Source organism: Stenotrophomonas sp. Ste86 (genome assembly GCF_024519465.1).
Classification (GTDB): Bacteria; Pseudomonadota; Gammaproteobacteria; order Xanthomonadales; family Xanthomonadaceae; genus Stenotrophomonas.
In genome coordinates, this window is the sequence record NZ_JALJRW010000001.1 from 443624 (window position 1) to 456860 (window position 13237).

Annotated in this window: 12 protein-coding genes; 7 read left to right on the top strand and 5 right to left on the bottom strand. The window is 68.3% G+C overall.

Annotated elements, in window-relative coordinates; translation table 11 throughout:
• Positions 1-16: 16 nt before the first annotated feature.
• From pheA to NR101_RS02055, 3 genes are all read right to left on the bottom strand, one after another.
• Positions 17-1225, bottom strand: coding sequence for a prephenate dehydratase (gene pheA, locus NR101_RS02045; RefSeq protein ID WP_256774495.1), 1209 nt, complete (start codon positions 1223-1225; stop codon positions 17-19).
• Positions 1226-1277: 52 nt separating this feature from the next.
• Positions 1278-2363, bottom strand: a complete 1086-nt coding sequence (gene serC, locus NR101_RS02050; RefSeq protein ID WP_256774496.1) for a 3-phosphoserine/phosphohydroxythreonine transaminase — start codon at positions 2361-2363, stop codon at positions 1278-1280.
• A 192-nt stretch (positions 2364-2555) separates the two neighbouring features.
• Positions 2556-3356 (bottom strand): FHA domain-containing protein, encoded by an 801-nt coding sequence (locus NR101_RS02055; RefSeq protein WP_256774497.1) that lies wholly within the window; start codon positions 3354-3356, stop codon positions 2556-2558.
• Positions 3357-3476: 120 nt separating this feature from the next.
• On the opposite strand from NR101_RS02055, the gene NR101_RS02060 reads away from it, so the two are divergent.
• The 3 genes from NR101_RS02060 to NR101_RS02070 all read left to right on the top strand — a co-directional run bounded on the left by NR101_RS02060 (position 3477) and on the right by NR101_RS02070 (position 5631).
• Positions 3477-3752, top strand: coding sequence for a polyhydroxyalkanoic acid system family protein (locus NR101_RS02060; protein ID WP_256774498.1), 276 nt, complete (start codon positions 3477-3479; stop codon positions 3750-3752).
• Positions 3753-3839: 87 nt separating this feature from the next.
• Positions 3840-4340: a phasin family protein gene (locus tag NR101_RS02065; RefSeq protein ID WP_256774499.1), complete on the top strand. Its 501-nt coding sequence runs from the start codon at positions 3840-3842 to the stop codon at positions 4338-4340.
• Positions 4341-4611: 271 nt separating this feature from the next.
• The gene (locus NR101_RS02070) at positions 4612-5631 is read left to right on the top strand and encodes a restriction endonuclease (protein ID WP_256774500.1); all 1020 of its coding nucleotides are present in this window, start codon (positions 4612-4614) and stop codon (positions 5629-5631) included.
• Positions 5632-5699: 68 nt separating this feature from the next.
• Here the strand turns inward: NR101_RS02070 and hutC are convergent, their stop codons facing one another.
• Both hutC and NR101_RS02080 read right to left on the bottom strand, forming a co-directional pair.
• The gene (hutC, locus tag NR101_RS02075; RefSeq protein ID WP_256774501.1) at positions 5700-6428 is read right to left on the bottom strand and encodes a histidine utilization repressor; all 729 of its coding nucleotides are present in this window, start codon (positions 6426-6428) and stop codon (positions 5700-5702) included.
• Positions 6429-6458: 30 nt separating this feature from the next.
• Positions 6459-7850, bottom strand: coding sequence for a formimidoylglutamate deiminase (locus NR101_RS02080; RefSeq protein ID WP_256774502.1), 1392 nt, complete (start codon positions 7848-7850; stop codon positions 6459-6461).
• A 63-nt stretch (positions 7851-7913) separates the two neighbouring features.
• Here NR101_RS02080 and hutI point away from each other — a divergent pair, with 63 nt between their 5' ends.
• The 4 genes from hutI to hutU are packed head-to-tail and all read left to right on the top strand — an operon-like array spanning position 7914 to position 13193.
• Positions 7914-9113 (top strand): imidazolonepropionase, encoded by a 1200-nt coding sequence (gene hutI / locus NR101_RS02085; protein ID WP_256774503.1) that lies wholly within the window; start codon positions 7914-7916, stop codon positions 9111-9113.
• 23 nt (positions 9114-9136) lie between these two features.
• On the top strand, positions 9137-10678 hold the full coding sequence (gene hutH, locus NR101_RS02090) for a histidine ammonia-lyase (protein ID WP_256774504.1): 1542 nt from the start codon (positions 9137-9139) through the stop codon (positions 10676-10678).
• Positions 10675-11529: an N-formylglutamate deformylase gene (hutG, locus tag NR101_RS02095; protein WP_256774505.1), complete on the top strand. Its 855-nt coding sequence runs from the start codon at positions 10675-10677 to the stop codon at positions 11527-11529. Before hutH ends, hutG begins: the two co-directional genes overlap by 4 nt.
• A complete protein-coding gene (gene hutU / locus NR101_RS02100; RefSeq protein ID WP_256774506.1) occupies positions 11526-13193 on the top strand; it encodes a urocanate hydratase in 1668 nt (555 codons plus the stop codon). The genes hutG and hutU overlap by 4 nt, the downstream gene beginning before the upstream one ends.
• Positions 13194-13237: the final 44 nt, after the last annotated feature.

Below are 13237 nucleotides of genomic sequence, written 5' to 3' on the forward strand. Positions count from 1 at the left end.
GGCTACGCCCCGGGGATCAAGGAATGGCAACCGGATAAGAGCCAAGGATCTTGATCTGCGCCGAGTGCGCCTTGAGTTCGGCCAGCGCGGCCTGCATGGCGTCGTCCTCGACATGGCCGGCCAGGTCGATGAAGAAGCCGTATTCCCACTTGGCGTTGTGCGAGGGCCGCGACTCGATGCGGTTCATGCTGATGCCGTGGCGGGCGAACGGGCTGAGCACGTCGAACAGCGCGCCGGGCTTGTCGTGGATGAACACCAGCACCGAGGTACGGTCGTGGCCGGAGCTGGGGAAGATGTTGCGGCCGACGACCAGGAAGCGCGTGGTGTTGTCCGCGTCATTCTGGATCGGCTTGGTCACCACCTTCTTCAGGCCGTACACGTGCCCGGCACTCTCGCCACCGATGGCGGCGGCGTCATCGGCATTGCGCGCGCGGCGGGCGCCTTCGGCGTTGCTGGAGACCGGGATCTTCTCGGCCTTGGGCAGGTGGGCGCGCAGCCACGAGGAGGTCTGCATGAACGACTGCGGGTGGCCGTAGACGCGCTCGACATCCTCCAGCCGGCCACTGCGCGACATCAGGTACTGCTGCACGCGCAGTTCCACTTCGCCGCAGATCTTCAGGTTGGAGGTGAGGAACATGTCCAGCGTGATCTGGATGGTGCCCTGCCCCGAGTTTTCCACCGGCACCACGCCGAAATCGGCGTTGCCCGCTTCTACTTCCTGGAACACTTCTTCGATGCTGGCCAGCGGCAAGCCCAGCGCCGAGCGCCCGAAATGCTTGAGCACGGCCTGCTGGCTGAAGGTGCCTTCCGGACCGAGGTAGCCGATCTTCAACGGCTCCTGCTGGGCCAGGCAGGCCGACATGATTTCGCGATACACATGGACCAGCACTTCATCACTGAGCGGGCCTTCGTTGCGGTCCACCACCATGCGCAGCACCTGCGCTTCGCGCTCGGGACGGTAGTAGTCCACCGCGGCGGCGAGCTTGCCCTTGGCCTTGCCGACCTGGTGGGCGAAGTTGGCGCGCTCGGCGATCAGCGCCTGGATGCTGCGGTCGATGTGGTCGATCTTGGCGCGCACGTCCGACAGCACCGGCGCGGGCAACGCGGCCTCGGGCGTGGACGCGGGCTTGCCGTCAGGCGTGGCCTTGGCGGTGGCCTTGGTCTTGGTCGACGCCGGCGTGGCGGGCTTGGCCTTGGCGACGGGCTTGGCGGGTTGTTTGGCCATCAGGGATTCCAGGTGCAGTGGGGCGGCACGCGCCCCGGTCGAAACGAATGACTCAGCCGTGGCGTTGCTGGAACTCGGCCATGAAGGTGGCCAGCGCCTGCGCGCCCTCCACCGGCATGGCGTTGTACAGCGAGGCACGGATGCCCCCGACGGCGGCGTGGCCCTTCAGCGCGAGCAGGCCGGCGGCCTTGGACTCGCTGACGAAGCGCGCGTTGAGGGTGTCATCGGGCAGGAAGAAGGGGATGTTCATGCGCGAGCGGGCAGCCGGCACCACGCCATTGCGGTAGAAGCCGCCGGAGCCGTCGATGGCGCCGTAGACCAGCGCGGCCTTGGCGGCGTTGCGGCGGGCGAACTCCTCCACGCCACCCTCAGCCAGCATCCACTGGAACACCAGCCCGGCCAGGTACCAGTTCCAGGTGGGCGGGGTGTTGAGCATCGAATCGCGGCCCACGTGCGAGCGGTAATCGAAGATGTCCGCGCGCGGCTGGCCGCTGCGCTCGAGCAGGTCGCGGCGCACGATCACCACCGACACGCCGACCGGCCCGAGGTTCTTCTGCGCGCCGGCGTAGATCAGCCCGTATTTGCTGACATCCAGCGGTTCGCTGGCAATGGACGAGCTGAAATCGGCGAACAGCGGCACCTGACCGACGTCCGGGGTATCGCGGAATTCGACACCGTGGATGGTCTCGTTGGCGGTGATGTGCACGTAGGCCGCATCGGCCGAGAGCTGCCAGGTGTCGCGCGCGGGAATGTCGTGGAAGCCGTTGGCTTCGCTGCTGGCGGCGATGTGGACGTTGACGTAGGGCTTGACCTGCTTGATCGCGGTCTTGCCCCAGTGCCCGGTGAGCACGTAGTCCACCGTCTGGCCGGGCTGGGCGAAGTTGAGCGCGAGCAGGGCCTGCTGGGTGGTGGCGCCACCGGCCAGGAACAGCACGGCGTAGTCATCGGGGATGCCGATCAGACGGCGCAGATCGGCGTCGGCCTGGGCGGCGACAGCCATGAACTCCGGGCCGCGGTGGCTCATTTCGACAATGGAGGCGCCAGCGCCATTCCATTCCAACATCTCTTCCTGCGCCTTGCGCAGGACCGATTCCGGCAGGGTTGCAGGGCCGGCACTGAAGTTGAACGCGCGCGTCATGTCACACCTATGGGGCAAGACCCCTAGTATGCCGCAGCGCACCAGGCTTGCGGCCTTGCAGCACAAGGCAAATTTGGTTGCAAACGAATCTATCCGACCACCTTCCGGTAGTGCCGGCCGCTGGCCGGCAACCCATGCCCCCCCAGCCGGACACGCGCCGAGCCACCCAACAGCCGCCCTACCGCAGACGCGTCACCGTGCCCCGAACCACAGCAGGCCGCTGATGACGGCCGCCAACAGCAGCGAACTGGCCAGCAGCCACGGCCAGCGGCTCACGCGTCGCGGCTTGACCGGCACGGCGGTCGGTGCCGGCAGGTCGAGCAGGTCATCCTCGTCTTCGCTGACGATGCGCACGCGGCTGTCGTGCGGCACTTCCAGCACGAAGCGGTGCTGGGTATCGAACACCAGCTGGTCGCCCGGCAGCAGCCAGCAATGCCGCACCGCCACGCCGTTGACCCGGGTTGATTCACCCGCCCCAAGGTCACGCAGCAGCACGCGGTCGCCGTGCAGTTCCAGCCGCGCATGCTGCTCGGCGAAGGCCGGATCGTCGACGACGATGTCCGCGTCGGCGCTGCGGCCGATCAGGCGCGGGCGGTCCAGGGTGAAGCTGCGGCCGTGGTGCTGGCCTCCGAGTCCGCGTAGCAGGCGCTGCTCTTCGCTGCCGGCGTCGCTGCGCACGGGGGCCTGGTTGGCCGCCTCGCATTCGCCCTGGATGAGCATCTCCACGCCATCGGCGTAGACCGCATCACCGGCCCGCAGCATCGCCATGCGCCGCACCGGGCGCCCGTTGACGTGGATGCCACGGATGCCATTGGCCACCTGCAGCCACAGGCCGCGGTCGTCCAGGCAGAACTGGGCCAGCAACAGGTTGCCGACCGCGTCGTTGCTGAGGCGGACACTGCCCGAGGCGTGGCGCACGATGCGTTGCACCCCGGGCCGCAGGGGCTGGTCGGGCTGTTGGCGATGGGTGAAGTGAACTAGCAGGTTCTGCACGCGGCGAAAGCCTAGCAGGTTGCATGTCATCGAAGAAGAAGTGTGACGCAGACCTTGGAGTTGCGCGCAAGGATGCGCACAATGCACGCCCTTCCCCGCAGCCGCCCGCCAGGAGCCTTCATGTCCAACATCGATATCCGCCACGCCCACACCCTGCCCGCCGATGGCGCGCGCCAGGCGATCGAAGAGGTGGCCGCCAAGCTGTCCGAGCGCTTCGGGCTGCAGAGCAGCTGGGTGGGTGACGTGCTGAATTTCAACGGTTCCGGCGTGGACGGTGCGATCGAACTGCAGCCGGGCGCCGTGCGGGTCACCGCCAAACTGGGCTTCCTGCTGTCGGCGATGAAGGGCATGGTGGAGAGTGAGATCCAGCGCGTGCTTCAGGAAAAGCTGGGCTGAACCCCGTCCGCCGCGCTGCGCCGGCCATCACACCGCGCAAAGCCGGCGCTGATTAGCATCCGGGGTGTCCATCAACAGGATCGCCCCATGACCGCACACGACGACTTCGACGACCGCGATACGCGCAGCCCCGGCGACAAGCCCTCGCTGCAGGAACAGGCCGAACGCTTCTCGCGCAAGCTGACCGGTTCGGCCCAGCAGGTGTGGCTGGCCGGGCTCGGCGCCTTTGGCCGTGCCCAGGCCGAAGGCAGCCGCTTCTTCGACAATCTGGTGAAGGAAGGCGAGACCATCGAGGCCCGCAACCGCGAAGAAGCTGGCGACGCGCCGCGCTGGCGCGATAACGTGGAAGAACACCTGGGCGAAGCGCGCGAAAAGGCCGCCGGTACCTGGGACAAGGTGGAGAAGGCCTTCGACGACCGTGTCCAGGGCGTGCTGAAGCGCCTGCACATCCCCACGGCCGAAGACGTGGCCGCGCTCAATGCGCGGATCGATGCGCTGAACGCGCGGGTCAACCGGGCCGAGTCGCGCAACAACTCCCCCAATGCCGACCCGGCTCCGGGCAGCCACCAGTCTCCGGGCGGCGCCTGACTGCCGCCCCACCCCGACTCCACCGAATGTTGCAAAGCAGCACCGCTTTGTTGACAATCGGAATCGACCCGCCAATCGCTGTTGCGCCGTTTGTTCCCTCCCCTCACGGCTATGGATTGGCGGGTTTTTTGTGCCCGACAGCCTGACAAACTGAGACGCCTGTCACCGGGTACGCACGCGGTGCCGCTGGACCTGCATTGATGACGTTCCGCAGACGCCCGCCAGCGCATATAAACTGTCTACGCACCCCCGCGTTCAACCTCAGCGCCTCATGTTCTCCTGGATTCTCGCGTTACTGTTGGCCCTCATCGTCTGGACGCTCTGCACCGCCTGGTTCTGGCTGGTGAAGCGCCGCCGCAAGGAGACCCGGCTGGGCCTCAATGCCCTGGCAGGCATGCACTGGCGTGACTTTTCCGAGATCGTGCGGCGTGCCATGCGCGAGCAGCGCGGCCTCCAGGACGTGCCCGGCGAGGTGGACGACAGCCGCGAACCGCGCAGCGATTTCCTGATGCGGGACGACCAGCAGCAGCGCTGGCTGCTGTCGTGCAAGCACGGCCGCGCGTACCGGATCGGCACGGCGGCGGTGAATGAGCTGGGCGCCGCCGCGCGGCTGGCTGGCGCCCGCGGCGGCATCCTGATCACCGAGGGCATGGTCGAGCGCGATGGCCGCAGTGCCGCCGAGAAGCAGGGTGTGGAAGTGCTGGACGGGCACCTGCTGTGGCCACTGCTGCAGCCCTACCTGCCCGGCGATATGGAATCGCAGGTCAAGACCGCCGCGCGCCGTGAGGCGATTCGCCGCATTTCGATTGCCGCACTGGGCTCGCTGACGCTGGGGCTGCTGGTTGGCATGGGCTACCTGACCTCGCGCATGGATCACGCCACGGTGGCCGAGGCCGAGGCGCCCGCCCGTGCCGCTGGGGCCACGCCTGCCGCATCTGTGGCGGCGCAACCCGCGCTTTCGCCGGCTGCGCCGGACCCCGCGCCCTCCGCTGCACCTGCCGCCGGCACCCCGGGCATCCTCGGCGACGACGCCGATCCGGACCCGGCCACGCTGGCGCGTTACCAGAAGGAACTGGCCCGCACCCTGGCCACCCAGCCGGGCGTGCTCAGCGCGTTCTGGTTGACCCGGCAGACCCTGGCGGTGAACCGCAACGACGATATCGACACGATCTGGCCGCGGGTCTGCAACGAAGTGAAGCGCTACCCGTCACTGCGCACGGTGCGCATCCAGCTCAACCCGCGCGTGGGCGTGGACGAGCCGGTGCGCTGGCGCCAGTGCGCCACGCTGTGACCCAGCACGGGTAGATCGGCCACTCGGAACCGCGCGCATGGCGGTCCCCGCAACGGCAGTAACAGCCGCTAGCGCCCGCCGGGCGCGAAGCGCGCCACCAGGTCCCAGGCATCGCCGAGGAACATCTGCCGCACGCAGGTGATCGGCTGCTCGCCGCGCCAGGTCAGCCGGTCGATGACCAGGCAGGCCGTCCCCGGCTTGACCTCCAGCAACGCGGCAGCCGCCTCGTCGGCGCCCCAGGCACTGATGCGGTGCTGGGCGCGCGTCCAGGACACGTTCTGCAGCAGCCAGCTGCCCGGCGCGGTGGTGTCGAAATCCACGTCCAGCACTTCCGGCACGCAGACCGGGCTGATCAGGCGGTGTTCGAGCGCGAACGGGCGCCCGTCGGCGCGGTGCAGGCAGCGGATCGCCAGCAGCTTTTCGCCACCGGACAGGGCCATCTCTTCTTCAGCCTGCGCACGCGGCCGGCGATAGGCCCGCTCCAGCAACTGGTAGCCATAGACATGCCCGCGCGCGGCCACGGCCATGGCGATATCGGGGATTTCCAGCGCCACCTGCTCCAGATGCGGGGGCTGCCGGGCAACGAAGGAACCGGCACGGCGACGGCGCTCGATCATGCCGCTTTCGGCCAGCGCGGTCAGCACCTTGTTCACGGTCATCCGCGAGCAGCCGTACTGCTCCATCAGTTCGTGCTCGTAGGGGATGCGGAACCCCGGCTGCCACTGGCCGCTGAGGATGCGGCTTTCCAGTTCGGCGCGGATGCGCTGGTTGAGGGTTTCTGCTTTCTTGCCCGTCACTCGGGAGTCCTGGAAGGGTGCGACCGGCACTCAGCCGGCCGACAACAACGTACGCAATGCATCGGCGAAACGAGCGGCCACTGCGTCACGCTGCAGGTGACGGCCCTGCTGGACGAGCTGGCGACCTTGGCGCCACACCGAACGCACCGCACCATTACGTGCGGCGAACACCCAGCTGTCAAGCAAGGCATCGCCGTCACGGGCGATCAGCGCCGGATGCGACGGATCCAGCTCCACCACGTCGGCCGGCGCGCCCGCCTGCAGCCCGCTGGCCACGCCCAGCGCCTGGCCGGCGCCGTGCAGCGACTGTTCGAACAACCAGCGGCCGCTGGACTGGCCATCGCCCGGGGCCAGCACGTTGCGCCCGCGTAGCTGCAGGCGCTGCCCGTATTCGAGCAGGCGCAGTTCCTCGGCCGCATCGATCAGCACGTTGGAGTCCGAGCCAACCCCGAACCGGCCGCCGGCCCGCGCGAAGGCCTGCATCGGGAACAGACCGTCGCCGAGGTTGGCCTCGGTGATCGGGCACAGGCCCACGACCGCGCGGCTGGCCAGGATGCGGCGCACTTCATCGTCATCCACATGGGTGGCATGCACCAGGCACCAGCGCGCATCCACGGCGGCATGTTCATACAGCCAGCGCACCGGCCGCAGCCCGCTCCACGCCACGCAGGCATCAACCTCGCGGGTCTGCTCGGCGATGTGGATGTGCACCGGGCCGGTGGTCAACGGCAGCAGCGCCGCCAGCTCATCACCGGTGACCGCGCGCAGGCTGTGCGGAGCGATGCCGAGCACCGCGTCGTCCATGCCTTGGAGTGCGCGGGCGCAGCCCTGCAGCAGCTCGGCAAAGCCGTCCACGTCGTGGATGAGGCGGCGCTGGTCCGGATTGGGCGGCGCGCCACCGAAATCGGCGTGCGCATAGAACACCGGCAACAGGGTCAGGCCGATGCCACTGCCCTGCGCGGCCGCAGCAATGCGCTCGGCCATTTCGGCACGGTTGGCATACGCGCTGCCGTCGGCGGCGTGATGCAGGTAGTGGAACTCGCCGACCCGGGTGAACCCGGATTCGAGCATCTCCACGTAGGCCTGCTCGGCGATGGCCTGCACCGCGTCGGGCTGCAGGTGCGCCAGGAAGCGATACATCAGCTCGCGCCAGCTCCAGAAGCTGTCACCGCTGTTGCCGCCGATTTCGGTCAGCCCGGCCATGCCGCGCTGGAAGGCGTGGCTGTGCAGGTTGCCCAGCCCCGGCAACGCAATGGCCAGCGCGGTATCACCGGGTTGCGCCGGCACCCCGGCGCTGACCTCGGCCAGCGTGCCGTTGGCGCAGACGATGCGCACATCGCGGGCCCAGCCCTGCGGCAACAGCGCGCGGGCGGCATGGAAAACGAGCGGCGGCGTCAGAGCGGAGACGGGGGTGGCTGGCATCACTGGACATCCCGGAAGTGGCGCCTATATTGTATAGACATATAAGCCGATGTGGTTGCTGCCATGCACTGTGACACCCTCTGGTACAACGCCCACCTGATCACCGTCGATGGCCCGGACTTGGGGATTATCCAGGACGGTGTGATCGCGGCCACCGATGGGCGCATCGTGCATGTGGGTGCAGCCGGTTCAGAGGCACACCTGCAGCCGGCCCAGCGCATCGACGCTGGCGGGCGCTGGATCAGCCCGGGCCTGATCGATTGCCACACCCATCTGGTCTACGCCGGCAACCGCGCCGGCGAATTCGAACAGCGCCTGCAGGGGGTGAGCTATGCCGATATCGCCCGTGCCGGCGGCGGCATCGTCTCCACGGTGCGCGCCACGCGTGCGGCCAGCGAAGCCCAATTGCTGGCCGCCAGCCTGCCGCGGCTGGACGCGATGCTGGCCGAAGGCATCACCACGGTCGAAATCAAATCCGGCTACGGCCTGAGCCTGGACGATGAGACCAAGCAGCTGCGCGTAGCCCGCGAGCTCGGCCAGCGGCGTGCGGTCGAGATCGTGCCGACCTTCCTCGGCGCGCACGCGATTCCGCCGGGGCGCGAGGCGCAGGAGTACATCGACGAGGTCTGCAACGTCATGATTCCGGCGGTGGCCGCGCAGGGCCTGGCGGAAGCGGTGGACGTGTTCTGCGAAAACATCGCCTTCAGCACCGCGCAGGCCGAGCAGGTCTTCGTGGCCGCGCAACAGCATGGACTGGCGATCAAGATCCACGCCGAGCAACTCAGCAACCAGCATGGCGCCGCCCTGGCTGCACGCCATGGGGCGCTGTCGGCCGACCATATCGAACACCTGGATGCCGACGGCATCGCCGCGATGGCCGCCGCCGGTACCGTGGCGGTACTGCTGCCGGGCGCGTTCTATTTCACCCGCGATACCACCCTGCCCCCGATTGCCGCGCTGCGCGCCGCCGGGGTGCCGCTGGCGCTGGCCACCGATTCCAACCCGGGCACCTCGCCGCTGACCAGCCCGCTGCTGGCCATGAACATGGCCGCCACGCTGTTCCGCATGACCGTGGCCGAGTGCATTGCCGGCTTCACCCGTGAAGCAGCGCGTGCACTGGACCGCCATGAGCGCATCGGCCGGCTGGCGGTTGGCCTGGACTGCAACCTGGCCCTGTGGGACATCGAGGCGCCTGCCGACCTGGTGTACCGCATGGGCTTCAACCCCCTGCACGCGCGCGTCATGCGCGGCGCATCCGTCTGACCTTTGTGATGTCTGGAGATTCCATGAGCACTACCCTGACCCTGCAGCCCGGCGCGGTGACGCTGGCGCATTGGCGCGCGATCTTCGACGGCGCGCGCGTGCGCCTGGACCCGTCTTCGGCTGCGGCGGTGCTGCGCAGCGCGCAGACCGTGGCCGATATCGTGGCCAAGGGCGACCCGGTCTATGGCATCAATACCGGATTCGGCAAGCTGGCCAGCGTGCGCATCGAGCGCGATGACCTGGAAACCCTGCAGCGCAATATCGTGCTCTCCCACGCCGCCGGCGTCGGTGAGCCAATGCCCGCACCGGTGGTGCGGCTGATGATGGCGTTGAAGCTGACCAGCCTGGCCCAGGGCGCTTCCGGCATCCGCCCGCAGACGCTGGCACTGCTGGAAGCGTTCCTGCAGCACGACATCGTGCCAGTGATCCCCTGCCAGGGCTCGGTCGGCGCCTCGGGCGACCTGGCGCCGCTGTCGCACCTGGCCAGCGTGATGATCGGCGTGGGCGAAGCGTACTTGAACGGTGAGCGCCTTCCCGCCGCCGAAGCGCTGGCGCGCATCGGGCTGACCCCGCTGGTGCTGGGCGCCAAGGAAGGCCTGGCGCTGCTCAACGGCACCCAGTATTCCACCGCCTACGCACTGGCCGGGCTGTTTGCGATCACCACCGTGTTCCATGCCGCGCTGGTCACCGGCGCGCTGTCGGTGGAAGCGGCCAAGGGCTCGGACACCCCCTTTGATCCGCGCATCCACCAGATCCGCGGGCAGCGTGGACAGATCGCCACCGCCGCAACGCTGCGCACGCTGATGCAGGGTTCGGCCATCCGCGAATCGCACCGCGACAACGACGTGCGCGTGCAGGACCCGTACTGCCTGCGCTGCCAGCCGCAGGTGATGGGCGCGGCGTTCGACGTGATGCGCCAGGCCGCCACCACGCTGGCGATCGAAGCCAACGGCGTGTCCGACAACCCGCTGGTGTTCACCGACACCAACGAGGCACTGAGCGGTGGCAACTTCCACGCCGAGCCGGTGGCCTTCGCCGCGGACATGCTGGCGATGGCGATCTGCGAGATCGGCTCGATCAGCGAGCGCCGCACCGCGATGCTGGTCGACCCGGCACTGTCGGGCCTGCCTGCCTTCCTCACCCCGAAGCCGGGCTTGAACTCGGGCTTCATGATTCCGCAGGTGACCGCCGCCGCGCTGGTCTCGGAGAACAAGCAGCGCGCCTACCCGGCCAGCGTTGATTCGATCCCGACCTCGGCCAACCAGGAAGACCATGTGTCGATGGCCGCACATGGCGCGCGTCGGCTGCTGGCGATGGCCGAGAACGCGGCCAACGTGGTCGGCATCGAACTGCTGGCCGCCGCGCAGGGCTGTGATTTCCACGCCCCGCTGCGTTCCAGCGACGCGCTGGAAACCGTGCGTGCGCGCCTGCGCGCGCAGGTGCCGACGCTGCAGGACGATCGCTATTTACATCCGGACATGGTGGCCGCCACAGCGCTGGTCCGCAGCGGCGCGGTGGCCGAAGGCCTGGCGCACGTGCTGCCGCAGGTGGAGCCGCTGGCATGACCCTGCACCCGGACTGGCTGCAGGTGCACGAAGGCGAGGCGCCATTGATCGTCAGCTTTCCGCACACCGGCAGCGAGCTGCCGCACGACCTGATCGACCGTTACCAGTCGCCGTGGCTGGCCCGGCGCGATACCGACTGGTGGGTGCACGATCTGTACGACTTCGCGCGCGGCATGGGCGCCACCACGGTGCGCTCGGCGATTTCGCGTTCGGTGATCGACCTCAACCGCGATCCCAGCGGCGTGTCGCTGTACCCCGGGCAGAACACCACCGGGCTGTGCCCGCTGACCACCTTCGACGACCAGCCGCTGTACCACACGGGCATGGAACCGGACGAGGCGGAAATCGCGCGCCGTCGCGACACGTATTTTGCGCCCTACCACGATGCCCTGGCCGCGCAGATCGCGCGGCTGCGCCAGCGCCACGGCACGGTGGTGGTGTACGACGCGCACTCGATCCGCTCGCACATCCCACACCTGTTCGACGGCGAACTGCCACAGTTCAACCTCGGCACCGCCGGTCCGTCCGGTACGTTGGACACCTCCTGCGACAACACGCTCAGCGACGTGGTGGAGAACCTGTGCCGGATCAGCGGCCTGCCGCACGTGCGCAACGGGCGTTTCAAGGGCGGCTGGATCACCCGCCACTACAGCGATATCCCCGCTGGCGTGCACAGCCTGCAGATGGAACTGGCCTGCCGTGGCTACATGCACGAGCCGGCCCCGGACCAGGTGGACGAACGCAGCTGGCCCACCCCGCTCGACCCCGACCACGCCGCACCGCTGCGCCACACCCTGGCGCAGGTGCTCAACGCCTGCCTTGAATTCGCTACGAACCGGAGCGCCGCATGACCCGCAACGACCCGACCCGCACCATCATCGCGCCCACCGGCACCACCCTCACCGCCAAGAGCTGGCTGACCGAAGCGCCGCTGCGCATGCTGATGAACAACCTGCACCCGGACGTGGCCGAACGCCCGCAGGAACTGGTGGTGTACGGCGGCATCGGCCGCGCCGCGCGCGACTGGGAGAGCTTCGATGCCATCGTGAAAACGCTCACGCGCCTGGACGACGACCAGACCCTGCTGGTGCAGTCGGGCAAGCCGGTGGGCGTGTTCCGCACCCATGTGGATGCGCCGCGCGTGCTGATCGCCAATTCCAACCTGGTGCCGCGCTGGGCCAACTGGGACCACTTCAACGAGCTGGATAAGAAGGGTCTGGCGATGTATGGCCAGATGACCGCCGGCAGCTGGATCTACATCGGTGCGCAGGGCATCGTGCAGGGTACCTACGAGACCTTCGTGGAGATGGGCCGCCAGCATTACAACGGCAGCCTGGCCGGCAAGTGGCTGTTCACCGGTGGGCTGGGCGGCATGGGCGGGGCGCAGCCGCTGGCTGCGGTGATGGCCGGTGCCTCGTGCCTGGCGGTGGAATGCCGCAAGAGCAGCATCGAGATGCGCCTGCGCACCGGCTACCTGGACACCTGGACCGACGACCTGGATGAGGCGTTGCGCCTGATCGAGGCGTCGTGCACGGCCAAGAAGCCGCTCTCGGTGGGCCTGCTCGGCAATGTCGCCGACGTGCTGGACGAGCTGCTGGTACGCGGAGTCAAGCCGGACCTGCTGACCGACCAGACCTCCGCGCACGACCCGGTCAACGGCTACCTGCCGCAGGGCTGGACCGTGGAGGAATGGGATGACAAGCGCGTGTCGGCACCGAAGGGGGTGGAGAAGGCCGCGCGCGAATCGATGGCCAACCACATCCGCGCCATGCTCGCCTTCCACGCGTTGGGCGTACCCACCGTGGACTACGGCAACAACCTGCGCCAGATGGCGCTGGAAGAAGGCGTCGAGGATGCGTTTGATTTCCCCGGTTTCGTGCCGGCCTACATCCGCCCGCTGTTCTGTCGGGGCATCGGCCCGTTCCGCTGGGTGGCGCTCAGCGGCGATCCGGAGGACATCGCCAAGACCGATGCCAAGGTCAAGGAGCTGATTCCGGACAACCCGCACCTGCACCGCTGGCTGGACATGGCCGCCGAGAAGATCAAGTTCCAGGGCCTGCCGGCGCGCATCTGCTGGGTGGGCCTGGGCGACCGTGACCGGCTGGGCCTGGCCTTCAACGAGATGGTGGCCAGCGGCGAACTGAAGGCACCGGTGGTGATCGGCCGCGACCATCTGGACAGCGGCAGCGTGGCCTCGCCGAACCGCGAAACCGAAGCCATGCAGGACGGCTCCGACGCGGTATCCGACTGGCCGCTGCTCAACGCCCTGCTCAATACCGCCAGCGGCGCCACCTGGGTGTCGCTGCACCATGGCGGTGGCGTCGGCATGGGCTTCTCGCAGCACGCCGGCATGGTGATCGTCTGCGACGGCACCGAAGCGGCCGCCAAGCGCATCGCGCGCGTGCTGTGGAACGACCCGGCCACGGGCGTGATGCGGCATGCCGATGCCGGGTATGAGATCGCGGTGGAATGTGCGAAGGAGAAGGGGCTGGATCTGCCGGGGATCCTGGGCTGAGCGAGCGGCGTCTCGACCAACGTCGTGACCTGCCGGGGATCGCG